Here is a 24,167-nt window from a genome sequence, read left to right as displayed (position 1 = left end):
TGCAGCGTATTTCTCAAGTAAAAAATCAGTACACGAATATCAGATAAATGGAAGAGTGCGTAAAGATTATAGGTTATCCCTGAAAAGCAACTTTAGATGTATTCTACCTTGTATTCAGCCGATTGTCTAAGAAAATACTGGAATTTATACCCTTTTTTTATGTCGGCAAAAAATGTCCATATTTGACGCATTCACTCACCCCGGAAAGTTGGATATGTGACCTGTGGTTGATGGGGTTTTGGGGAAGGTCTTTCGCCATAACCATTGATTCAAAACTACCAGAACTAACAGATAGATGTAAATTCCTCCGGTAAATAAAGTGAAGACATAGTGAATACCCGCCATCCCCGTCAGCAAAAACATAAGCATGAAGGCGACCCCAGTGTAATCCTTTTGTTTGGCTGCCTCATAACGCTCTGAAAAAGGTAAGCTCCGCGGATAAACACGAAAGCAGATGACTGAGAAAATCAGCATGGCGAATAATACCACTACTAAATCAGGTACAATGTGCACACCGAACAACAGAATGAACAATACCGCATCTACAGCAAATAAAGGTAAGACTAGCCGCAGCAGCGCCGCCTTAAGCATCCCACGGTAAATAGGTGTGCTATCGGGTAAAGGAATCAGCCTATAAATCCAAGCTCCTTTATAACTTGTAGAGTAGCGTAGCATCTGTATTACAGTCTGCATTAACATCGTGCAGAAATAGATTAACAAGTACACTTTTGAACCTTTAAGGGAACCATCATAACTATTCTGCAATATACCAAATATAAAAATAAACGGGAATGCGATAGAAAAGCCAAGTGCAGGATAGACCTTCAGCTTAAAATCGCGCTCATTCTTCATCATGGACCAAGTAAACCGAAAGAAAATTCCCTCTGCCGGTTCCTTACATACTCTGCGAGAGAGCCACTCTGCGAGCTGGCCCTTGTCTTTTCCACCGGAGCCTTGCTCTGCCAGCTTTTGCAAATTCCGCTCAAACTGTGGCATCAGCTTAATATAAGCTACGATCAGTACAAGTGGGGTTATCAAAGCCAGCAATGAGAGAATGAAGTAATAGGGTTCTCTCGCTCCACCAAGCAACAGTTCAAACGGAGCCGCGAACCAAACCGGAAAAATAAAGTACTGCCACCAAGCAGGATGATAAGCAGCACCAAGCTCAGTGAGGTTGAACAACCTGGAGATGAATTGATAGCCCACCATTATTCCGATCGTTAGAAGGATTTGCGTATAATTTATAATATCCTTGAGCTTCTCCCCATCAAAAAACCGCATGATCATCAGGTAGAGCAGTGCAGTTATTACGAGGATAAAACAGTCTAACAAGACAATTGTCACCGCATACATCAGAAAAAAAGCGATCCCCTGCTTAAATAGGCTAAATACCAAAGATGGACCAGTGATCGACAATGTAACTGTCCCTAAGTAGAGAAGAACGTGTATACTTTTGGCCATATTTAAGGTGGTTCGGTTGACGGGTTTGGAAAAAAGAATATTTTTATCACGTAAATCAAGCATTACTGAAGAAAAATCAGAGATCAGGGTTGTGGAGACAAAAAACATAATAATCCCAAAGGTTAAGCTCATTTGCAGCATATAGTGATCATTGGATAGCGTTAGCGGAATTAATATTAAACCAAACAGTAAGTAAATCCACTGCAATCGCAAAGGCGAACCTTCTTTAACGTTCTCCTTTTTCTGCATACCTGCAAGCGCTGTAGGCGTTCTTCTTCCGTCCATGGTCAGTTTGATCTGCAGAATACTCCGCATGGTGTCATAATCGACTCCAAATCTTATAAATGCACCCCGCAGCTTATCCAACAGCCTCAGCACGAAGAAATCAGTCATAAGAGGATACCTCTTGCTCTTGCATGACCGCAACAAATTCACCAGCGATATCACGGTATTTATCAAATCCGGTTAATTGATTGAAAATATCTTCAAGCGTCCCTTCGCGGCCTTTCTCCTTCAGCTCCGCAAAACTTCCGTCCGCCACAATATCCCCGCCATCAATCAAAATGATCCGGCTACTGATTTTCTCAACCACATCCATGATATGTGAGGAGTAAAAAATGGTCTTCCCCCGTGCCGCCAGCGATGCAAAAATCTCCTTCACTATCATCACGCTATTAGCATCCAAACCACTCAGCGGTTCATCCAGGAATAAAATATCGGGGTCATGCAGCATGCTGGAGATAAGCAGCACCTTTTGCTTCATCCCTTTTGAGAACGAAGAAATCCGCATATCGTAAGACTTCTCCAAACCTAGCAGTGTGGTTAATTTTTTGGCCTTGTAGTCCGCCTCCGCACGACCTAGCCCATACAGCTCGCCAACAAAGGTTAGATACTCTCTTGCAGTGAGGCTATCATATAATTCGGCTACCTCCGGCACATAACCTATACGTTTCTTGTAAGAAACATCTCCATCAGCAATATCCTTACCGAAAATCTCCACTTTACCGTTATATCCTTCTACCAAACCGAGCATAATCTTCACCGTTGTACTCTTACCTGCCCCGTTAGGGCCGATATAACCAATAATTTGTCCTCTATATACCTTAAGATCAATTCCCTTTAGCACCATTCGGTCTGTATAGTTCATCCATAAACCTGAAATCGCTATGACCGGATCGTCAGCTAAACCCATATCTCAGTCCCCTTTCTAGTAACTAATCAATAATGCGAAATATTACTACTTTATGTAATTACAATAATTGTATCATTTAGTAGAATCCTCTTCCATGATTTAGTCTGCTAATCTTATGTCTAGTTAAAAAAAGAGTGGCCATTAGGCCACCCCCTAGAGATTTATAGCGAAAGGCAGCGCCACCGATGCCACGAAATGGCTGTAGGCACTCCCTTTATTTTAGTAAACCGGGCTAAGATCAGAGTCCGTTTGGTGGGGTAGCATTTTTGCGTAAGAGAGCGAGCACGCTATCGGACACAGCTGACCTTATACGTGGATTTTTACCACATTTGGAGTGCTAAAGGACCCCATAGTCGCTATCAGCATGAAAAACACCATAAACGCACCTTTTTCTAAGCGATAGCGTCGCTGGAGTCCGAAACTATGCCCCAAAGGCTGGAATGTGGAAAATAACGTCATCTGGGTCCGAAAGCCGCGCCGATAATGAATGAGCTGCTGAATCAAGCGGGCAAGAGGGCAAGCGTGCAAGCGGGCAAGAGGGCAACCAGCCAGCTAACAAACAAAAAAACAGAGCAGCGATACTCCAATAAAAGAGGAATCGCTGCTCTGCTGTCTTAGCCAAACCGAGTCGCCGCACTCATAGTTGAACGCTACTTACGTGACGTCCGCTATGTCTTAGTCGCTGATTATTTGGATAGCAAATTGTAAATAACCTGTGCTGCTTCTGCTCTTGTAGTGACTTCCTTCGGATTGAGTTTACCGTTCGCTCCGGTCACTACACCTCTCTCTACCAGCGCTTGAAGGGCTTCTTGTGCATAACCAGCGATCTGTCCAGCATCACTAAAGCCGGAAAGCGTGGCCGTTGTTTTCTCAGATGGCAGTTCACCTAGCGCTACAAGCGAGCGGTACAAGAGTGTAAATAGCTCCTGCCTAGTGATCTGAATCTCTGGCTGGAATTGATTATCACCCGAACCCGTTGCTACCCCAAGACGCTTAGCTGTAGCAAGATAATTCGTATAATACGTATTGCCTGCATCTGCAAAATTATCAGCAGCAATGGCATCCGGTGTGATGTCATAAGCCTTGAGCAACAAGACGATGAACTGCCCTCTAGTGATTGCAGCATTAGGACTGTAATGTTCAGCATCCGTACCAGATGTGATACTGCGTGCTGCCAAGAAACCTACTGCATGGCTATACCATGAGGCATCTGGAACATCTGCAAAGCTCACTTGATTATATCCAATAATATATTGGGAGAAATGTGTGGTTACGAAATCTACAGTTCCCTTAGCGGTATTGTAATTTCCACGTACATTGTCCAAACTTCCAGTGCTGTTAATGTGATACACAATAACCGCATCTGACCGTTCTCCCGCTTGCAGCACGTACGGTACGCTGACACGAACACTGCCCCCACCGAAGGTGGAAATCGTGCTTTCACCCGCTATAACCGACAAGTCATAAACCGGTCTGTCTCCGAGAACAGCCTTGCCTTCTGCCGTTAATGACACCTTCGCGATTCTAATAATGATGTCTCCGGCATCTGAAGCTGCACTAATGCTTGCCAATGATTTGGCATCAAACGTAATCGTACCCACATTCTCATAATCAATGGTAATCTCCGCCTTCGTTCCGGCGGCTAACTCATTAATTATGCTTCTTGGAAGAGTAAGTTCAGCTGTTTGAGTATCTGAAGTAGCTGCAACACTAATTTCAAGAACAGCTTTCTTCCCATCAGCTTCTGCCTTCTTAGCGAGACTCACGAATTCAGCAGCCGTTTCTTTTGTGATCGTTGCAGTAGTCACTCCTGTGGTTTTATCCGTTTTAGTTGCTGCTGTTGCTGATAGGTTCACGGTACTCCCTGCTGTTGCCGTAGCAACCAGTTGAGGGCTTGCTGATGGTGTTGGTGTAGTCGTGCTCGGTGTAGAATTGCCACCTGTTCCACCTGTTCCAGGATCTGAAATAGGCACATAGGCCGGAACAACAATGTCAGTCGCTGGACTTGCCTTATAACCTTCTTTGGCTGCGTATCTCACTTGATACGTGCCCGGTATTAATCCTGTGATTTCTTTATCTGGTGCATACACATAATTAGTTACACTCGACAGCTTATATTCTAAGGCTGTCGTGGTTCCCGTAATTCTTCCATCATTGTTCGCTGCTGAGGTAGGAGCAACTCCCTGTAACCCAGTTGGAGCTGCTTGTTCCGCAGTGAATGCTGGAACGATTACATCTGCTGCTCTACCCGCGTTAAATCCTTCTTTAGCTGCGTATCTTACCTGATAGATACCCGGCACCAGTCCAACGATCTCTACATCTGATGCGTAGACATAATCGGTAACCGTAGACAGCTTATATTCCAGCGCTTTCGTAGTTCCTATAATTTTACCGTCGTCATTGGCTGCACTGGTTGGTGCTATACCTACTAATCCTGTAGGTGCCGCTTGCTCACCATATGCCGGGACTTCAACTGTAGCGTCTTTACCTACGCTGTATCCCTCTTTTGCCGCATATCGCACATTATAGAAGCCCGGAGTAAGACCAGTGATAGCTGTACCTGTTACAGGTTTATAATCAGCTTCTCCAACGCCTTTATACTCCTGTCCTTCAGCAGAACCCGTAATTTGCCCATCATCATTAGCTTCAGAAGTAGGTGCTACGCCTACCAGTCCTGTCGGGGCTGCTTGTTGATGGGTGTAAGCAGGAACTTCCACACTTACGTCTTCGCCAGCATTATAAGGAATGATTGTGGGTCCAGCTGCGGAAGTTGGCCCTTGATAGCCCGATGTAGCGGCATATCTTACCTTATAAACACCAGGTGCAAGCCCTGTAATGGCTGATCCCGAAGCTGGGGTGTAAGCCTCGTCTCCAGCAAGCTTAAATTCCAATGCTGCACTGGTGCCTACAATTTGCCCATCCTTATTGTCGGCCGCTGTTGGTGCTACACCGGTAAGTCCTGCCGGTACAGCTTCGAGTCTGGAGAATATTTTATCCAGCGCTGTTGTAGTGTTATTGTATCTGGCTCCGATTGGGTAATTAGCCTGCACGTAATCCGGTTGGATATTCGTCCAGCTGTACATAAGTTCAACATGCCCTAGAATCGGTGAGTTTTTGCCTCCTGCCTCCTTGTTGTCCTTGTTATAAGTGAACAGATATGGAACTTGAAGTCTGTCTCCGCTCACGGTGTTTCCAAGTCCATCTACATAACTAATTACAGTTGGTTTGGCAGCTGAATTGTTTTCGGTCTTGATATTGGTCAGATAAGTACGAACCAGATCAACATAAAGCTGCGCATACGGATGATTAGTGGTTCTAATCTGAAGCTCATTATTATTATGCGGATTTGCACTGCCCTTAGTGCCGCTGTTGTTATTAGGCTCAGCAACGGTCACACCAGCATCCAACTTAGTGTCGAAGAAGTAGATCTTATTGATATTATGTTTTTTGGCATATTCGTTGATATATTTAATCACCGCTTGCGTGTTAGGGCACCACGACCCGCCTAACAAAATCGCATAGTTTCCCTCACTCGCTAAAATTTGCTTCAGCTGATGATAGGTCACATGTTCATAAACAAGCGTGCCATCCGCTTCGTTGAAGATCGTAGGTTTTCCCTCATTTTCCCCTTCATAGTTCTTATTAAATGCAGCCTTGATATAAGCCGACTCGTCGATAGTGTCATATCGGGAAGCGGCACCCAGCACCTCACTTACTGATGTTTTATACGTATTAACCTTCGCCGCATCAAGTGTTCCGTTCGTCAGGAACTCATTCCACGAATAGCTCTTATCCAGGTAGGATACGACAGGAGCACTATTTCCCTGTGCATCCTTGTGATCCTTGTTGTATACCAATAAGAATGGAGACTCGAGCTTGTTAGCAGTCACAACTTCCCCGTTTTTATTGGTATAGCTGACATTGCGTTCTGGATCATCTTTGGAAGACAGATTTAAATTCTTCAAATACTTGTTGACCAGATCAACATATTTATAGGCAAATTTATTATTGCTGTCTGCAATCTGAAGGGTGTCCCCGTCCAGCTTAGTATCAAAGTTATAAATCGTAGAGATGCCATATTCCTTGGCTGCCTCGTTGATAAAGCCGATATCGGCCTGTGTATTCTCGCTCCAAGCGCCGCCAACCAGAACAGCGTATGTGCCTTCACTCTCAAAAAGATGAACGATATCTTCATACGTTGCTGTTTTAAATACATGGTTAGCATCATTTAGATGGTCATAGACATGACTGAAATAGTCAAACTGGTTAACGCCACCTTGGGAAGAGGTTATAACCTCTGCGTTATCCGGATTAGCATAAGCTCTTCCTGCCTGTGTAGGCAGGAAGAGCAGGGAGGCTGCCAGCAGCAGCGTTACAATTTTTTTGATAGTTAATGGTCGTATCATTATGTGCACCTCGCCTTAAATAGGTTTATGGGATGAATGGGCTGAAAGGAATCCTGAATGAGCCTGCTGCTCATCAAGGACAAACCTCTTCCTCAGCGGCTGGTGCCGGTGCGGGTGCCTGAACCGTTTCCGCTGGAGCAGCTGCTGGTGCGCTGACCGTGGATGCAGGTGCAGAAGACGATGTTTTCGGTTGAGAAGACTCAACTACCGGAGCCGGGGTCGCTTTAACTACCTCTGTTGTAGAGAAGGTTATAGCTTTTTTGGAAGGTGTCTCCGTTGCTTTTGCTACAGGAGCGGCGGTTTCCTTAGGCTGTTCAGATACAACAGGAGCTGCGGTCGGCTGAACGGCTTTAGCGGTTACGTTTGCTTTTGGAGCAGTCGTAGGCGCAGCAGTTGGCGCAGGCGTTGCCGCGCTGGTTTGCGGTTTAACAGATGCAGATACCGTTGTTGCAGCTGTTGCCGTCTTAGCGGTGTCCGCAGCCGGGGATGCGGTTGCTTTAGGCTGAGCTGCGCCCGCTTCTGGAGCTGCTGAAGCAACAACCTTCGCCGCAGAATCAACAGCTGCTGGGGCCGCAGTAGCTTCTGCCGTGACTGTCTCTGCTGCTGGAGCCGAAGCTTCCGGCTGGACAGCTTCTGTTACAGGAGCTGCAGTAGCTTCTGCCTGAACAACAACTGCTGCCGCAGAAGTAGCTACTGGTAAAGCTGCTGCGGTTACTGCTGTATTACTACTCTCTTGAATGGGTGCTGCCTCTGCTGTTTTTTTGTTAGCGGATACCGCGGCATACGTCAATGCGGAGAAGACGATAGCGGCGGCAACCAAAGAGATCGAAAGCTTTTTCATATGTGTACCATCCTTTTCAAATAAAATAAGAGACCCCTTCATTACATTCTTGTACCTTAAATCCGTAACTCTCCCTTCTCTAAAGTTAAAAAAAAGAGACTCAACGGGACGCAATTTACGCGTCTTTCGTTGAATCTCCGGCTGTCCAGTCGATTCCAATTGGCTTGTGATTAAGTTCCATATTATTCATGCCATAGTGCCTTGTCAATCAATTTTTATTTTTCACATCGTTTTTATCGGAATTAATTATTTTTAACATATAATTACATTGACTTTACTATAAATTCTATATAGATTGATCTCAATAGGATTAATCACATTAAAAAACTAGGTTTAAGGGGGTATTGGTAGTGAACATAGATAACAACTTATTATCCGCCATCGAAACGAACTGGTATGGATTTGTCGCTTCCATATTTGTGTTTGCAATTTTGTTTCTACTGGCACGTAAACGAATTGGATTTGGCACCCGGGTACTCATCGGACTTGGCATCGGACTTATTGCCGGTATATTCTTTCAATACTTCGATTTAGAGACCAAAGCTATTAGCACATTCGGCAGCATTTATGTCAGCTTGATCCGCATGCTCGTCATTCCTTTAGTATTCGTACTCGTATTAAACAGTATTTCTTCCTTAACCAATCTGGAGTATCTACGCAAAATCGGGATCAAAACCTTCGCCTGGTTCCTCGGAACAACTGGCATCGCTTCTATTATCGGCCTATCGGTTGCGCTGCTGTTCAATCCCGGCCAAGGTATACAACAAGATGTACCCGCAGATTTTGCAGCCCGGGAAATCCCGACCTTCTCCCAGGTTATCCTCGATCTTGTTCCATCTAACCCTGTTAATGAAGCAGCTACGGGTAAGGTTGTGCCTCTACTCATTTTCGCCATCTTCTTAGCAGTAGCTATAATCAAGATTGGCTCCAAGAAACCCGAAGCAGTCAAACCTGTACGTGATCTTATTGAATCCCTAACACTGATACTGCATCAGGTTGTGAAATTCATTATTCGCCTGACCCCTTATGGCGTATTCGCACTGATTGCCGGAATCACCGCACGTTATGGCTGGGAGACGTTGCAGGAGCTAGGCAGTGTAATTATAACCTCGTACGTAGCAATGATTATACATTTTGTACTTATCTTTGGCGGATTGGTTCTATTAGTAGCGAAGGTGAATCCAATTCGTTTCTTCCGCAAAGTGTATCCAACCATTACTGTTGCCTTCACAACCAGAAGCAGCTATGCAACACTTCCGGTCAATCTCGAAGTTATTACGAAGCGGCTTCATGTCTCCCCACGGATCGCGAGCTTTATCGCACCGTTAGGGGCATCTGTGAACTTTAATGCGTGCGGTGGGATTTGGCCAGCTATTGTGGCTGTATTTACCGCTCAAGTATTCGGTATTGATCTGAACTGGACCGACTATATTACACTGGTATTAGTAAGTATTATTTCTTCCATTGGTGTAGCTGGCGTACCTGGACCTGCCGTAATCTCCACCACGGTAGTCTTAACTGCTCTCGGCCTGCCGCTTGAAGGAATCGCTATCGTTGCAGGTGTTGAAGCGCTCATCGATATGGGCCGTACCGCTGTAAACGCAACTGGAACAGCTGTAACAGCTCTGTTAGTAGCTAATTCCGAAGGTGAATTTGACCGCGAAGCGTTTAATAGCAATGATGACGATGATATTCTCTTGAGCACCGTTTAAAAGCTGAGACTGTAAAAACCTCCGGAAGCTGCGTATAGCAGAGCGCCCGGAGGTTTTTTTGCATAGATTCATATTGGATTCATCTTCTTATAGCATACTAATTCTTTCCCGCTTTTTAGCAGAAGCTAGACAAGTCTCGATCAATTGCATGCCCAGCACTGCATCCTCGGGTGCAAATAATTTTTTTCCTGTAAATACTGCGGCGGCAAAATCATCGACCTCCCGTGTATAGGGATTCGCCCCGGTGGCATCAACTCGTCTTACCCCTTCTCCCGTATGCACAAAAAATTCGGCATCCTCATCTCTAGCATTAAAAGGCATAGGCACTTCAATCATTCCATCGGTCCCCAGAATCTCTAACAGCTGGCGGTTATATGCCCACATCCCGCAATCAAAAATCAGGCTTAGCCCCTTCGGAAACTCTACCAGCCCTGAAGCCATCATATCTACATTGTCATGCTCCGGAGAGAACATAGCCTGTACTGTCACGGCTTCCGGCTCAGCTCCGAACAGCAGTCGTGCTGCACTTAGCGGATAACAGCCGATATCATAAAGCGAGCCGCCGCCCCAAGCGGATTTAAAGCGAATATTAGAGGTATCTGTAGCGTCATTATAAGTAAAAGTGCCTCGGATGGAGCGTAATTCGCCAATTTCACCGCTAGAGATAATCTCTTGCAATTCCGCAATCCGAGGATGATGCCGATACATGTAAGCTTCTGCCAAATGGACTCCAGCATCATTACAAGCTTTTACCATCTCAGCCGCTTCTTCACTGTTCAGCGCGATCGGTTTCTCACATAAGATATGTTTGCCAGCTTCCGCCGCACGGATTACCCATTCCCGATGGAGGTGATTTGGCAGTGGAATATACACTGCATCAATATCCTTATCCGCCAGTAATTCCTCATAGCTGCCGTAAGCTTTATCTATTCCGAACTCTGCGGCTACAGCGCTGCTTTTTTCTAAACCGCGACTGGCTACCGCTGTAATCATTCCCGTCTGCGAATCCATTATAGCCGGCATCACTGAACCTGTCGCAATCTGCGCGCAGCCCATGATTCCCCAGCGAAGTTTTTGCACCATCGTTGCTAACCTTCTTCCTTATAGATTACTTACTATACTTAAAGCCACCTTATCATAGAATGAAACGTTTCTCTAACAGAAAGAAGCCTGCAAATTGCAAAAAAACAGTGCCAAAAGGAGCTCCAACCCCGATAGACACTGCTTTTTTATAAAATATGAATGTTTATATTAGTGCATTTAACAGCACAGCCGCACCCAGCACAACTATACGCGCAAGGTTCATCAATACGAAGTTTTTGACGGCAAGAATAAAGGTACTCGCCTTCTCCTGTTTCTCTGTGAACAAGGCAATATTTCGGCGCAGCGGGATCAGCGTAAGTAGAATCAACAGAACCAGAATAGGGTTAATCCCTAAGATCAGCAGCACTACAAGATCCAGATAAGAGACATAGTAGAGATATTTAAAAAGCACAAGCGCATTGCGGCGGCCAATGTACACCGGAAGCGTATACCTTCGATTCTCCACATCCTCATCAATATCACAAATATTATTAGCGAGCATAATCCCTGCGATCCCCAAAATAGCGGGCACGGAAAACCAGAAAAGGTACAGCACTTCCACGATGTTGATATTCAAGCTGACCCAGCCGTTCTGGAGCAGCAGTGAAACCACATGCTCATCCGTATGGATATAGGCAGAGATAAAAATAATAACAAAGCCCATAAACAAACCGGAGAACAGCTCACCTAACGGCATCCGCGAGATGGGAATCGGCCCGAACGAATAAAGTATACCGATCAAGAACGACAGTCCACCCAGCAAAAAGACCAGCAAACCCGTCTGAGTGACAAGCGCAATCCCGCCCCCTGCTGCCAGCGCCAGCAAAATCACAATCGTCGCCACGACGGTGCGCTCTTTTAGCTTAAAATGAACAATCGCATTATGTGTCTCGTAGCCGTAGCCGTGGGTTTTAGAAGCTTTTTTGAAATCGTAATAGTTGTTAATCGCCGTCGTCGCCATATCGAAGCTAAGCAAAGACACGAACATCAATCCAAAACGCAGTACGTAAAAATCCTCAAACCGGTACAGGGCGTACAACGTTCCCATTAGAAACGGAATAATACTGGCTACCTTCGTCGGCAGCTCCACAAATCTTAGAAAGCTTTTAATATTCACACCATACACCCTTATCTGTCAAATGAGCCTGCGAGGCATTACTGTTCAGTTGTTGTAACCGTCACTGGGGACCATTCTGCAATAACTGTTTGTCCATGTACAGACACACTGCCTTCAGGACTCAGATCCTTCTCTGTCATAATTCCGAGCGCTACAGTGAAGTTATTGAATTTAAGCGGAATATTTTTCTCGCGGCGTACTTCCTTGCCGTTCAAATAGAATACAGCCTCATCATTGCCACGGTGATAGGTAATACGGTACGTATTGAATTCCCGTGGTTTGAAATCCGTATCTTCTTTAAAGATGCAGAAGTATTTCGTTCCAGTGCTTTCTGGTACTTGTACACCCGGGAACGGCAAAATACCATATACACTAGCGTATTTATCATTTCCCGCGAAGAAATCAAGCGCAGCGCCTGTCGTGAAATCCAGCAGGTTCAGCGATACATATCCATCATACAGATCTCCAGGTGCAGTTCCTTGTGTACGGCAACGAATTTGCAGCTCAATGCTAATCTCTCCTGCTTCCGGAATCTCCACTGGCTTGGCTGAATAATACATGTGCTTGGCATTGTCCAGAATTTGCACTTGATGATTCTCGCGAGATAACTTCGCACGTACATACAGGGTGTCATTACGAACGATAACTACAGCCTCCGGCTCACGGTAAGCCCAAAATGATCCGTCAGGCAGTGTAAATCCACCCGTCTTCCAGACCTTTCCTTCTTCTAAAATGGAGTGGAAATCCCCAAGAACCATGCGATTGCCTTTAACTTGTTGTTCTTCTGCCATCAATACCTTGTCCTTCTTTTCCATGAAAGCTCACTCCTTCTGTAGTCCATCTATTAGTATCAGATCAAGCCTTGAATTAATAAAGTTATTGCCATTACTACTCCGCAGCGTACGGAGGCTTTTTGTGAAGCACCCATCAGCGGGATATAAGCCGGCGAAGCATTATGTTGCTTGAGACTACTGTAAATGCGCAGCGGCCAGAAAGCTGTAACCAGCGCCAGCAGTGCGTAAACAGGAAGTACACCCAACAGCACACAGACTATCACCGAAGCGTAGCCAGTGAAAAGAAGTACACGTGAGAATACAAGTGCCTTTTGTTCTCCCCATACTACAACAAGCGTAAGCTTACCCGCCTGCTCATCTGCTTTCCAATGTAGAAAATGGTGATTAAACAACAATAATGTAGTTAAAAATCCGACAGGCAGCGAGAGAATTACAGGCTTCATGCTAAACTGACCGGTTTGTACGAAATAGGAGCCTAATACAGGCATAATCCCAAAAGCAATAAAAATGGCCATCTCACTATAACCTTTGCCGCGATAGCCATAACGCAGTGGCGGAGCCACATAGAAATAAGCGATTAAAACACCAACAAGTACAAACCAGAGGATATTCCAACCGCTATATATACTAAGAATCCCACCACAGATAAGGGCAATCGCCAGCATACTCCAGGTCATCCTTGCATAAAAAGACTCCGAGAGGATCCCACCTGTCAGTAGCCCGGAGTTTGTGCTGATTTCACCAGCGGAATTCTTTGCTTCTGTATCGGTTCCGTTGCGGAAGTCCCACAGATCATTCACCATATTGGAGAACAAATGCGCCGAAATCGCCCCTATTAATGTAAGAATAAATAAAACCGGATGGAATGTCCCTTCCCATACATATGCCCCAACGGTCCCCAAAACAATCGGGATGAGCATAACAGAAAAACTCCAAAACCGGGTCGCCTTGGTAAATAATGTCCATTTGTTCACTTCAAGCTTACCGCCTTTTTCATATGATTTGATAATAATTATCACTGACTATTATACATCAATTTTCGATAGATTGTGAAGATTATCACTGCATATAATGTCTATTCTTGACATAATACTTCCGTTTGTTTGGTCAAGTAACTTGATAATGGAAGATAAAAATGTAAACAATTCCTTATTTCACGCAGGACCCCTATTTTACGACAAAAAATGAGTGTTGTTTTATAGGCAAGCACATACCGATATGATATGATAGGCAAGCCTATGAACAGCGCCCCTTACGGGCTGTTTTTAAGAGCGTAAAACTATATATAATAATGGAGGCTTTTACTGTCATGTCAGCGCAATCCCCTAACACCCAATCTGTCAAAATCGTCACTGCCGACCCTAGCGCCATCGGGCTATTCGGACTGGCTATTGTCACATTGGTCGCTTCTTCACAGAAGCTTGAATTTACAACAGGACTTAGCTATGTTATTCCTTGGGCTATCTTCCTGGGAGCATTCGCGCAGCTATTCGCCGCCATTCAGGATGCTAAGCACAACAATACCTTTGGTATGACCGCCTTTGGCGCCTACGCTTTCTTTTGGTTCGGCATGGCTAGCAGCTGGCTGATCAAGCTTGGCGTATTGGGTCCAACGCTTGCGGAGGCTGTAGATCCTAAGCAGCTCGGATTTGTATTTTTGGGTTACTTGATCTTCACACTCTTTATGACGATTGGTGCCGTTGAGGCAAATAGAGTTCTGCTTATCATTTTTGTATTGATAGATTTTCTTTTTATCGGACTAACCTTTGATTCCTTTGGGATCGCTCCAGAATTCTTCCATAAGCTTGCTGCTTGTGCTGAGCTTGGTATTGGTATTGTGTCCCTTTACGGATGTGGAGCATCCGTGCTAAACGCTCATTTCGGCCGTAGCTTCTTACCAATTGGAGCTCCGCTGGGCATCTTCAAAAAATAGAAATTGTTCTGATCTGAAACTAATACTTTTGCAAGCCGAAAGGATGCTGAGACTATGCATGTCCTGTCCTCTTCTGAATTAGCGGTAACTGCTATTTTCGCCCTTATTCTCGCAGTTATTGCCTATCTGATCATTCGGAATATCCCGAAGATGGTTGGCGATATTGCGGCTTTTCGCAAAAGAACACTGGTTTGGACCCAAGTTTCACTGGTACTAACGGTGCTTCAATTAAATTTCAAGGCAGGCGATTGGCGCTTTTCTATCGTCCTTGGACTCATCGTGTTATTTACCGGAGCTATTTGGCTGTCCGCCCGTTATTACGACATCAGTCGCAATGCAGATCCAGAATCTAAAGATCCTGAAGTACATTAGTAAATCTCAAGCTCCCGAAAGGGGGCTTTTTTTTATAATTTCAGAAAGCCTCTTCGCATAGTTCTCCCCACCACAACCATACTAATGACATTCTAATAAAAGTAACGGGAGGATTATCAGGGTGAGCAAAAAAATCAATCTGCTAATGTTCAGTGGGGAATACGACAAAGCGATGGCTGGACTGATCCTAGCAAATGCCGCAAGAGATATCGATGTCGAGGTTACCATGTTCTTTTCATTCTGGGGTCTATTTTTGGTGCGTGATCCGGAGAAAATGACCCTTGAGGACAAGAGTATCTACGAGAAGCTGATGGATGTTATTACACCGAAGGGCCCTGGGCAGCTGCCGCTCTCTCATCTGAACTTTAGCGGGCTGGGACGAATGATGCTGGAGGAAATGATGGAGGAACAAGGCGCACCGAAGCTGATTCATTTTCTAAAAGGGGCTCGTAAAAAAAACATCAAATTCTATGCCTGCAAGCTTTCTGTGGAGATCATGGGCTTTAAGCCCGAGGAACTGCTGCCAGAGGTCGAAATCATCGATGCTGCGGCATATTTAAAAGATGCTTTAGAAAGTGATGTACAGTTATTTATTTAAAGTCTGACTAGGCTTTAACCCAATCCCCCATGCAGGCATATACTGTTGCCATAGAAACTACTGGCACGCCGAAAATACACCCCATTAACTTAGCACTGACGGCGTACGGGCTGGAGGGAATATCCGTGCTAAACATCATCCACGCCTCTTCTGCAGAGACGCCCGCTTCATTACAAGACCATTTTGATACTTTTCGTGGTCACACCATCGGCATTCGGCATCAGATCACCACCCCATATGGCAGACAACCGCTTCTGTATGCCGATTGGACCGCAAGCGGGCGCCTATATGAACCGATCGAACGCAAGTTGCAGGAAGCCTTCGGTCCCTACGTCAGCAATCCACATACAGATTCCAACACCACCGGACTAATCATGACGCAGGCTTATAATGAAGCTCGCCAAATCATTAAGAACCATGTAAATGCCGGCCCTCAGGATGTACTGCTCTTCTGCGGCAATGGAACAACAGGAGCCGTGAACAAGCTGCAGCGTATCATGGGATTAAGGCTCCCGGAATGGCTACAGGAACATAATAACCGCGCGCTGGAAGATCGCCCCGTTATCTTCACCAGCCATATGGAGCATCATTCCAATATTCTTCCTTGGCAGGAGGGGCTTGGTGACGTCGTTACCATTCCCGCCGGAAAGGACGGAAATATTGACCCCCAGCAGCTTGAAGACCAGCTGCGATTATACCCCAATCGCCGTTTCAAGATTGGTTCATTTACAGCTTGTTCTAATGTGACTGGAATTCAGACGCCTTACGCAAAGCTAGCGGCTGCTATGCATCGTCATGGGGGCGTGTGTTTTGTGGATTTTGCCGCCAGTGCTCCCTACGTGCCTATCAATATGCACCCACCTTCCCCATTGGAGAAGCTTGATGCGATCTTTTTTTCTCCGCATAAATTTCTGGGTGGGCCGGGCACAAACGGCGTTCTAATCTTTGATGAAGCGCTGAACAATGGACGTATTCCTGACGAACCGGGTGGAGGTACAGTAGCCTGGGTCAACCCTTGGGGAGGACGCCGCTACACTAATGCGATTGAGATGCGGGAAGACGGGGGAACACCGGGGTTTTTACAGGCTTTTCGCACGGCACTTTGCGTGAAGCTGAAGGAGCAGATGAATGGAAACGGTCAATATATGGTGATGAGAGAGCACGAGCTGTGTCAGCAATTATTGGCAGGACTCAGCGACATACCGGAGTGCTCACTGCTGGCCGGAGATCATACAGAACGTCATGGAATCGTCTCTTTTACACTGCGCGATATTCATTACAACCTTGCTGTCCAGCTGTTGAATGACCGTTTCGGCATACAAGCTCGAGGCGGCTGCTCTTGTGCAGGTCCATACGGACATTACCTGCTCGGATTAGGGTGGACGCAATCCGCTCAGATTGCCGGAGCAATCATGAGCGGCGACCAATCCTTCAGACCAGGGTGGATTCGCATCTCTCTACATCCCATTATGACTAATCAGGAAGTAGAGAGAATTGTATCCGCTGTAAGGAGTATTGCGACCCATGTCCAGCAATGGAAGCAGGACTATCTTTACGATACTTCCACGAACAGCTGGAATCATATCTACGTGAAGCATTCACCCGAGATGAAGCTCCAAGAACTCTTCACCGTGTAACATTCTAACTTATCACACGTTGCCCTTCACCATGTCCAAATCGGCAGCACTGGCATTGGAGATGACTTGTTCTACATTTTTGCAGCCCGGAATTACACTGGTTACTGCGGAATGCTGGAGGCACCAAGCCAAAGCCCACTGCGCCATATCCAGACCTGATGGCACTTCATTGGCAGCAATTTCTGCTACTGCGCGCAGCTGCTTTTGTCTCACATTCTCTTTATGGTTCGCTCGCACATCACCCTGAGCAAAAATCGCATCTGGCTTATACTTGCCGCTCAAATAACCACTGGCTAACGGAACGCGAGCTAACACACCTAATTGATGCTCGATGCACAGCGGAAGAATCTCTTCTTCAGGTTGACGATCCAGCCGATTATATACTACTTGTATGGCCTCTGCCTGCACATCCGCTGCCGCAGAGGTCTGATGCACCCCCGAGCCCGATGCACTGATCGACACGCCTAAATGACGGATTTTACCGGCTTGCTTCTGTCTGTCGAGCATACTCCACAGCTTATCATTATCGAACTGCTCATCCGTTCCGGAATGGAATTGATAGAGGTCGACATACTCTGTTTGGAGTGCGCGTAGGGAGTCGTCCAGCTGCTTAAGCACATCCTCAGCACGCCATAGCTGTTCCCGCTGCAAATGCCCTTGAAAATGATGGCCAAATTTCGTAGCTACAACCCAGTTCTCGCGTTTGCGGCGCGCCAGATAATCCCCGATGAACTTCTCCGACAAGTGATCTCCGTAACATTCTGCCGTATCAATCAGGTTAATCCCCAGCTCCCCAGCCTTATCCAGCATGGCATCGACTTCAGCCTGAGTGAAATCCTTGCCCCACTCTCCGCCAAACTGCCAAGTCCCTAGGCCAATCACCGAGACATTCATTCCTGTACTGCCAAGCTTACGATATTTCATCATCATTTCCTCCTTTATTCTATTTAGATTTAGGAATTCAAGTTAATTCTGACACTATACTAAGCTATCTTGTTCCCATCCTGTGCTGTTCTAGCAAAACGCGCTTCGATGGCTTTGACTCCCCATAACGACAGCCCGATAAACAACAGAACATAGATAATCTCCCACGGTTGGCGAATGAAACGTTCCAGATCGTTGCCAATGTATGAAACTGCGAATACCATAATCGCTTTGCCCACCGTGAGCGCAAGAAGATACGAACGGAACCTCATCCCGGCAAGCCCCGCTGCCATATTAATCACAACAAAAGGCCCTACCGGAAATATACTAAGCAGAAAAACATAGCTAAATCCGCTTTGCCGTACCCATGTCATGCTTTTGGCTACTTTGGGCCGCGCTGCCCATTTTCGTAAATAACGATGGGAGGCTACTTTGCGGATAATCCAAAAGGTAGTCACACAACCTGCAACCAGACCGATCCAAGAATACAAAAAACCTAACCATAAACCATATACGGCCCCATTTAGCCCTACGATCGCAATAGTTGGTAGCGGTGGTATAAATGATTTCATAAACGTTAACGCAATGCCCGGAAAGGGCCCAAACGAACGATATTGTTCCAGCAGATGCCGCAGATTATCCTCTGTCAGCCAAGACATAATATCAAGAAAATACATAACCAGCTGATCTCCTCATCCGATTGGAATTCTTAACACTTGGTCTCAATTATACACGAAGTTGCGTTCATTCCTACAGTGCATAAGGTTATGATCATTCATTCAGAAACGTTGGATCTATAAACTACCACCGAGCAGGACTTAGCGTTCGTTCTAGCCATTGAACAAAGTGAGCTTAATCGTGCCTATATCGGACAATGGAGTAAAGAGGAGCACTCTACGGCTATCCATGATCCAGATATCCTGCACCTTACAAATTGGGAGGGCTCCGGGAAAAGAGTCGGCTATATCATCGTAACAGGACTTCAAGATACTCATCTTACCGTTCGTATCAAAAGAATCGTGATCCATTCCAAGGGCTTTGGTTATAGCAAACTGTCGCTTCATCTCGTGAGCGACTGGATCTTCCAGCACACCGAGACGCATCGGCTATGGTTGGATGTTAGAGATCACAACCACAGGGCTCGCCATGTCTATGAAAGCTGCGGCTCTACACTGGAAGGGACTCTTCGTGATTGTGTAAAGGTTGAGGGACATTTTGAATCTCTGCATATCATGTCCATATTACGGCATGAGTATATAGAGCGTGAGCAGCAGCAGCAGAAGAAATAGATTAGGGAAATCCTCCCTGATTTTTGGACTGTCAGGTGCCTATAACTGCAAATCAGGGAAAACTTCCCTAATATTCAGCGAATTTGAGCAAAATCGGCATATTTCACTGATTTTTAGGGATATTTTCCCTAAAACGTCTATTTTGGGACCCTAATCAGCTACTTTTTAGGGAGGATTTCCCCAAAAAGTATATTCCGAGACGATAATCGGCTATTTTCAGGTAGGTTATCTCCTCGCACCCTTTCATGGGCACAATAAAAAGCCGAGCGGCAAGTTCCCTATCCTACGTGGGCTCACTACTCAGCTTTCAATTCCATTCCCTTCAAACCTCTCCACTGTAACAACCCGCCTGCTCACCTTCCGCCCTCAACCCCGCAACCACAAGGGTTGTCACGTACTTACGGGCATCCGCTGTGAGCAGTAACAGCTCTACCGAGCTTTTAGCCGGCTCCCCTCTGACAAACTTTATTCGGGCACCGTCCAAATCCTCTTGGATGCCGGCAATCGTATACCCTTTAAAAAGCAGCCCATCAATCTCCTGCTGTTCTTTGGCATATTCCGCAAAAGCAGACATTAGACTACACCTCCGCTGATTTCTGCCTTAGAAGGAAGAGGAGCCTCCGCTGCAAAACGTTTGCGTTTCAAATATTTTCCCGAACCTGCTTTGCCGACAAATTGTTTGTCACGAATAACAAATTCACCTCGACTGAGAACAGAAACAGGCTCTCCCTTCACTTCAAAGCCCTCAAACGCATTATAATCTACGTTCATATGGTGCGTGTCCGCAGAAAGGGTTCTTTCTACAGAAGGATCAAAAATGACCAGATCAGCGTCACTACCTACTGCGACCGTGCCTTTTTGCGGATACAAGCCAAACAGCTTGGCGCTAGAGGTAGCAATAATGTCTACGAATTTGTTCAATGAGATCCGGCCTTTCTGCACACCTTCCGAATATAGAATCGTAAACCGGTCCTCGATGGTCGGCCCACCGTTCGGGATTTTGGAGAAATCGCCAAGCCCCAGATCCTTTTGTCCTTTGAAATCAAACGAGCACTGGTCGGAGCCAATCGTCTGCAAGCTGCCGCTCCATAGCGCATCCCACAGAACATCCTGATTCCACTGCTCACGCAGGGGCGGAGACCACACGTATTTGGCACCTTCGAAATTAGGCTTTTCCAGCGCCGTCTGATCCAGCACTAAATACTGTGGACAAGTCTCACCGTATACGCGCAGTCCCTTTTTACGCGCTTCAGCAATCTTCCAAGCGGCTTCCGCACAGGTCACGTGTACAACATACAGCTGAGAATCTGTCAGTTCGGTTAGATAAGCTGCGCGTCCCGTAGCTTCACCCTCCAGCTCCGGCGGGCGGGTCAGCGCATGAAAGATCGGATCAGTGTTGCCTGCGGCCAAGGCCTGCTCAACAAGATATTCAATGACATCTCCATTCTCCGCATGCACCATAACGAGCGCACCTTCTTTTTTCGCGGCTTGAAGGGTCTTAAAAAGTGTGCCGTCATCCGCCTGAAAAGTATTCTTATAAGCCATAAATACTTTGAGCGAGGTAATGCCTTCATTCTCAATTATCTCCGGAAGCTCACCCAGTACTTTATCGTTTAATTCTGAGACCATAAGGTGGAAGCTGTAATCAATCACCGCTTTATCCTGCGACTTATGATGCCATCTATCTACGGCTTGCTGTAGCGGTTGTCCTTTGGTGGTTAAGCAAAAATCAATGACAGTGGTCGTTCCGCCATATGCAGCTGCAATGGTTCCCGTCTCAAAATCATCAGCTGTAACCGTGCCGCCAAAAGGCATATCCAGATGCGTATGTGGATCAATGCCTCCAGGAAAAACATAACACCCCGAGGCATCTATAATTTCTGCACCAGGGACATCCAAATGAAGGCCAATCTCCGTAATAACCCCGTTTTCAATCGCCACATCGCCTGTATAAGTATCTGCTGCGGTAACGATGATGCCATTTTTAATAATCTTTTTCATCCTTACACCACCTCCACTTCCGAATAGGTGCCATTCAAACTCCCGATCACTTTCTGCCGCTGGTTCCAGGTCAGTGGGGCTGCCCCGGTATCGACTGGAACCATATCGATCGCGCCGTCTGCTGGACAGACAATAGAACAAAGATTACAACCTACACAATCTTCCTCGCGGACCTGTAGAATAGCTTTCCCATCTGCATTAGTTAACATATCAATACATTGATGCGAAGCATCTTCGCAGGCAATATGGCATTTATTACAGTTAATGCAGTTGTTCTCATTAATACGGGCAACGACCTTATAGTTGAGATCCAGATCACCCCAGTTGGAGTAACGGGATACCGATTTACCGATTAACTCTGTTACGGAAGCCAAACCTTTGTCATCCAAATAGTTGTTCAGGCCATCGATCATTTCCTCCACAATCCGGAAGCCATGATGCATGACCGCTGTACATACTTGAATGCCCGTAGCACCCATCAGCATGAATTCAACAACATCCTGCCAGGTCGAAATCCCTCCAATACCGGAGATAGGAATGCCGACTCCCCGGTCACGGGCACACTCGGCCACCATACTAAGCGCAATTGGTTTCACAGCCGGCCCGCAGTAACCGCCATGCGCACCCTGACCTCCAACATTCGGAATGGTGTTCCAGCTATGAATATCTACACCAGCAAGACTGTTGATCGTGTTGATCATACTAATCGCGTCCGCTCCACCCTTAACCGCATGGCGGGCAACGACGGTGATATCCGTAATATTAGGCGTCAGCTTCACAATCACCGGGGTCGTCGCAACTTCTTTTACCCAGGTGGTCTGTGCCTGCACCAGATCAGGCTGCTGCCCCGAAGCAGCGCCCATTCCACGCTCAGCCATCCCGTGCGGACAGCCAAAGTTAAGCTCCAGACCGTCTACACCCACATCCTCTACCCGCTTAACAATCTCATGCCATTTATGCTGCGTTGGTTCTACCATCAGGGAGGCTATAATCGCATGATTCGGGAATCTTTTTTTCGTTTCATAGATTTCCTTCAGATTAACTTCAAGTGGACGGTCGGTGATCAGTTCAATATTGTTAAAGCCCGCAACCCGTTGCCCATTGAAATTTACTGCCGCAAAACGCGATGAGGTATTAATGATCGGATCGCCGAGCGTCTTCCACACCGCCCCGCCCCAACCTGCTTCAAAGGCCCGCTGCACTTGATAACCTGTATTCGTAGGCGGCGCGGAGGCCAGCCAGAACGGATTCGGTGATTTGATTCCTGCGAGATTAATACTTAAATCTGCCATTGATGTTCCCTCCCTGTCATGTAAAATCCAATATGATTTCTACGCTCAGCCGGCAGATCTAACAACGACCTCCTGCTGGCCTGAGAATTGTTTAACAATCGCATGGGCTGCATCTTTTCCCTGCTGTGCCGCTGATACAACCATGGCCTCGCCTTTACCTGAACCAAATATGATGTCCCCAGCGGCATAAATCTGCGGATCGGAGGTTTGGCAGGTGACCTCATTCACCCTCACAACCCCACGGTCATGCATAAGACCTAAGGAATCTATTAGATCCAGACGACGCTTTTGACCAATAGCTATTACAACTGCATCTACAGGAATCAAGAACTCAGAACCCTCGATCGGCATAGGTATTGGACGCCCATCTTTGCCCAGCTCCTCCGTCAGCTTCATCTGCACACATTCCAGTGCAGTTACATTCCCAAGCCCATCACCCACGATACGTTTCGGTAAGGTAAGCCAGTTGAACTCCACACCTTCCTGCTTCGCAAATTCATATTCAAAGTCATAAGCCGTCATCTCTTCGCGGGTCCGGCGGTAGACCATTTTCACATTGGTGGCTCCCAGCCGCACTGAGCAAGTCGCTGCATCAATAGCCGTATTCCCTGCACCAATGACAGCGACCCGCTGACCCATCAGCTCTAGTAGAGGAATGCCCGTCTTAGTGGATTCTACGAGCGCAATGGCATCATAAACTCCAGCCATTTTTTCACCTTCAATCCCTATTGGAGGCACATAACCCATACCCGCTGCCAAAACGATGGCATCATAATTCGACTTCAGCTCATCTACAGAAACATCTACTCCGACTTTCACACCTGTACGTATTTCCACACCCAGCTTCTCTACCTGCTCTACTTCCCAAAGAGATACAGACTGCGGGAGCCGAAACGATACAATCCCATGTGTATCCAGCCCACCCGCTAACGCCTTCGCTTCGTAGATCACAACAGCAAAACCTTCACGGGCGAGTTCCCTAGCCGCTGACAATCCCGCAGGACCACCGCCGATAACGGCTACCTTTTTCCCATTAGGAATGCCAGCCTTAAATAATTGAACTCCGCTGTTTATCGCCCAATCTGTCGCATAACGCTGCAGCAGTCCGATTTGGATCGGCGCCGAGGCATCATTTAACACACAGGCGCCTTCACACAGCTCATCTGTAGGACAAACACGAGCACAGCTGGCACCCACAGGATTGGAATCCATAATCGTCTGTGCCGAGCCTTTCAGATTGTCAGTGGCGATCCGTTTGATAAAGGAGGGAATATTAATGCTGGTCGGACATGCTTTTATACATGGGGCATCGTAGCAATATAGACAGCGATTGGACTCATCCATGGCACCTTTATGGGTCAGAGGCGGCTCAGCCTCGGCGAAATTACGCATGAACATATCAGGTGTAAATGCTGGTAACGGAGAAGAATGCTCCATCACTAGTCCCTCCTTATGGGTAATTTTTCATATTTGTGTTATATAATATAACATTATTTCAAGTTTTGTCTGAATATT

General features: G+C 46.4%; 20 protein-coding genes. 6 read left to right on the top strand and 14 right to left on the bottom strand.

Annotated elements, in window-relative coordinates:
* Nucleotides 1–195: 195 nt before the first annotated feature.
* From MHH49_RS11420 to MHH49_RS11405, 4 genes are all read right to left on the bottom strand, one after another.
* Nucleotides 196–1,854, bottom strand: coding sequence for a hypothetical protein (locus MHH49_RS11420; RefSeq protein WP_341138143.1), 1,659 nt, complete (start codon nt 1,852–1,854; stop codon nt 196–198).
* On the bottom strand, nt 1,847–2,653 hold the full coding sequence (locus MHH49_RS11415; protein ID WP_036682032.1) for an ABC transporter ATP-binding protein: 807 nt from the start codon (nt 2,651–2,653) through the stop codon (nt 1,847–1,849). Before MHH49_RS11415 ends, MHH49_RS11420 begins: the two co-directional genes overlap by 8 nt.
* A gap of 686 nt (nt 2,654–3,339) precedes the next feature.
* Nucleotides 3,340–7,059, bottom strand: coding sequence for an S-layer homology domain-containing protein (locus tag MHH49_RS11410; protein ID WP_341138142.1), 3,720 nt, complete (start codon nt 7,057–7,059; stop codon nt 3,340–3,342).
* Nucleotides 7,060–7,132: 73 nt separating this feature from the next.
* Nucleotides 7,133–7,900, bottom strand: a complete 768-nt coding sequence (locus MHH49_RS11405; RefSeq protein WP_076099702.1) for a hypothetical protein — start codon at nt 7,898–7,900, stop codon at nt 7,133–7,135.
* A gap of 356 nt (nt 7,901–8,256) precedes the next feature.
* On the opposite strand from MHH49_RS11405, the gene MHH49_RS11400 reads away from it, so the two are divergent.
* A complete protein-coding gene (locus tag MHH49_RS11400; protein ID WP_036682429.1) occupies nt 8,257–9,612 on the top strand; it encodes a dicarboxylate/amino acid:cation symporter in 1,356 nt (451 codons plus the stop codon).
* Nucleotides 9,613–9,699: 87 nt separating this feature from the next.
* Here MHH49_RS11400 and MHH49_RS11395 read toward each other — a convergent pair whose 3' ends face one another.
* The 4 genes from MHH49_RS11395 to MHH49_RS11380 all read right to left on the bottom strand — a co-directional run bounded on the left by MHH49_RS11395 (nt 9,700) and on the right by MHH49_RS11380 (nt 13,580).
* On the bottom strand, nt 9,700–10,695 hold the full coding sequence (locus MHH49_RS11395; RefSeq protein ID WP_076274844.1) for a Gfo/Idh/MocA family protein: 996 nt from the start codon (nt 10,693–10,695) through the stop codon (nt 9,700–9,702).
* A gap of 163 nt (nt 10,696–10,858) precedes the next feature.
* Entirely contained in the window at nt 10,859–11,812 is a 954-nt protein-coding gene (gene menA, locus MHH49_RS11390) for a 1,4-dihydroxy-2-naphthoate polyprenyltransferase (RefSeq protein ID WP_036682041.1), read from the bottom strand.
* A gap of 38 nt (nt 11,813–11,850) precedes the next feature.
* On the bottom strand, nt 11,851–12,627 hold the full coding sequence (locus MHH49_RS11385) for a DUF6081 family protein (protein ID WP_249267652.1): 777 nt from the start codon (nt 12,625–12,627) through the stop codon (nt 11,851–11,853).
* Nucleotides 12,628–12,662: 35 nt separating this feature from the next.
* The gene (locus MHH49_RS11380) at nt 12,663–13,580 is read right to left on the bottom strand and encodes a prenyltransferase (RefSeq protein WP_254924501.1); all 918 of its coding nucleotides are present in this window, start codon (nt 13,578–13,580) and stop codon (nt 12,663–12,665) included.
* Between the two features lie 335 nt (nt 13,581–13,915).
* Between MHH49_RS11380 and MHH49_RS11375 the strand changes: the two genes are divergently transcribed.
* The 4 genes from MHH49_RS11375 (at nt 13,916) to MHH49_RS11360 (ending at nt 17,146) form a co-directional block, all read left to right on the top strand.
* Nucleotides 13,916–14,539, top strand: a complete 624-nt coding sequence (locus MHH49_RS11375) for an acetate uptake transporter (RefSeq protein ID WP_341138141.1) — start codon at nt 13,916–13,918, stop codon at nt 14,537–14,539.
* Nucleotides 14,540–14,593: 54 nt separating this feature from the next.
* Nucleotides 14,594–14,911 carry a hypothetical protein gene (locus tag MHH49_RS11370; protein WP_051491217.1) on the top strand — a complete coding sequence of 106 codons (318 nt, stop codon included), beginning with the start codon at nt 14,594–14,596 and terminating at the stop codon, nt 14,909–14,911.
* 121 nt (nt 14,912–15,032) lie between these two features.
* Complete coding sequence (locus tag MHH49_RS11365) at nt 15,033–15,509, top strand: DsrE/DsrF/DrsH-like family protein (RefSeq protein WP_036682046.1); 477 nt, start codon at nt 15,033–15,035, stop codon at nt 15,507–15,509.
* A gap of 125 nt (nt 15,510–15,634) precedes the next feature.
* Nucleotides 15,635–17,146, top strand: coding sequence for an aminotransferase class V-fold PLP-dependent enzyme (locus tag MHH49_RS11360; RefSeq protein WP_036682047.1), 1,512 nt, complete (start codon nt 15,635–15,637; stop codon nt 17,144–17,146).
* A gap of 12 nt (nt 17,147–17,158) precedes the next feature.
* Here the strand turns inward: MHH49_RS11360 and MHH49_RS11355 are convergent, their stop codons facing one another.
* Together MHH49_RS11355 and MHH49_RS11350 are read right to left on the bottom strand one after the other, a co-directional pair.
* Nucleotides 17,159–18,070, bottom strand: coding sequence for an aldo/keto reductase (locus MHH49_RS11355; protein ID WP_341138781.1), 912 nt, complete (start codon nt 18,068–18,070; stop codon nt 17,159–17,161).
* A 59-nt stretch (nt 18,071–18,129) separates the two neighbouring features.
* The gene (locus tag MHH49_RS11350; RefSeq protein WP_036682051.1) at nt 18,130–18,747 is read right to left on the bottom strand and encodes a TVP38/TMEM64 family protein; all 618 of its coding nucleotides are present in this window, start codon (nt 18,745–18,747) and stop codon (nt 18,130–18,132) included.
* Between the two features lie 159 nt (nt 18,748–18,906).
* Between MHH49_RS11350 and MHH49_RS11345 the strand changes: the two genes are divergently transcribed.
* On the top strand, nt 18,907–19,359 hold the full coding sequence (locus MHH49_RS11345; RefSeq protein WP_341138780.1) for a GNAT family N-acetyltransferase: 453 nt from the start codon (nt 18,907–18,909) through the stop codon (nt 19,357–19,359).
* Between the two features lie 322 nt (nt 19,360–19,681).
* On the opposite strand, the gene MHH49_RS11340 is transcribed toward MHH49_RS11345, so the two are convergent.
* Genes MHH49_RS11340 through MHH49_RS11325 form a run of 4 tightly spaced genes read right to left on the bottom strand, consistent with a single transcriptional unit; the run spans nt 19,682 to nt 24,089 of the window.
* Entirely contained in the window at nt 19,682–19,933 is a 252-nt protein-coding gene (locus MHH49_RS11340; RefSeq protein ID WP_051491218.1) for a hypothetical protein, read from the bottom strand.
* A complete protein-coding gene (gene hydA / locus MHH49_RS11335; protein ID WP_076272923.1) occupies nt 19,933–21,360 on the bottom strand; it encodes a dihydropyrimidinase in 1,428 nt (475 codons plus the stop codon). Before hydA ends, MHH49_RS11340 begins: the two co-directional genes overlap by 1 nt.
* 2 nt (nt 21,361–21,362) lie before the next feature.
* On the bottom strand, nt 21,363–22,652 hold the full coding sequence (gene preA, locus MHH49_RS11330) for an NAD-dependent dihydropyrimidine dehydrogenase subunit PreA (protein ID WP_076099706.1): 1,290 nt from the start codon (nt 22,650–22,652) through the stop codon (nt 21,363–21,365).
* 45 nt (nt 22,653–22,697) lie between these two features.
* Nucleotides 22,698–24,089, bottom strand: coding sequence for an NAD(P)-dependent oxidoreductase (locus MHH49_RS11325; RefSeq protein ID WP_341138140.1), 1,392 nt, complete (start codon nt 24,087–24,089; stop codon nt 22,698–22,700).
* Between the last annotated feature and the right edge of the window lie 78 nt (nt 24,090–24,167).

This window comes from Paenibacillus sp. FSL F4-0122, assembly GCF_038002845.1.
Taxonomy (GTDB): Bacteria; Bacillota; Bacilli; order Paenibacillales; family Paenibacillaceae; genus Paenibacillus_AQ; species Paenibacillus_AQ odorifer.
The sequence above is the reverse complement of the archived record's forward strand: the minus strand, read 5'-3'. Positions and strand labels throughout refer to the sequence as shown.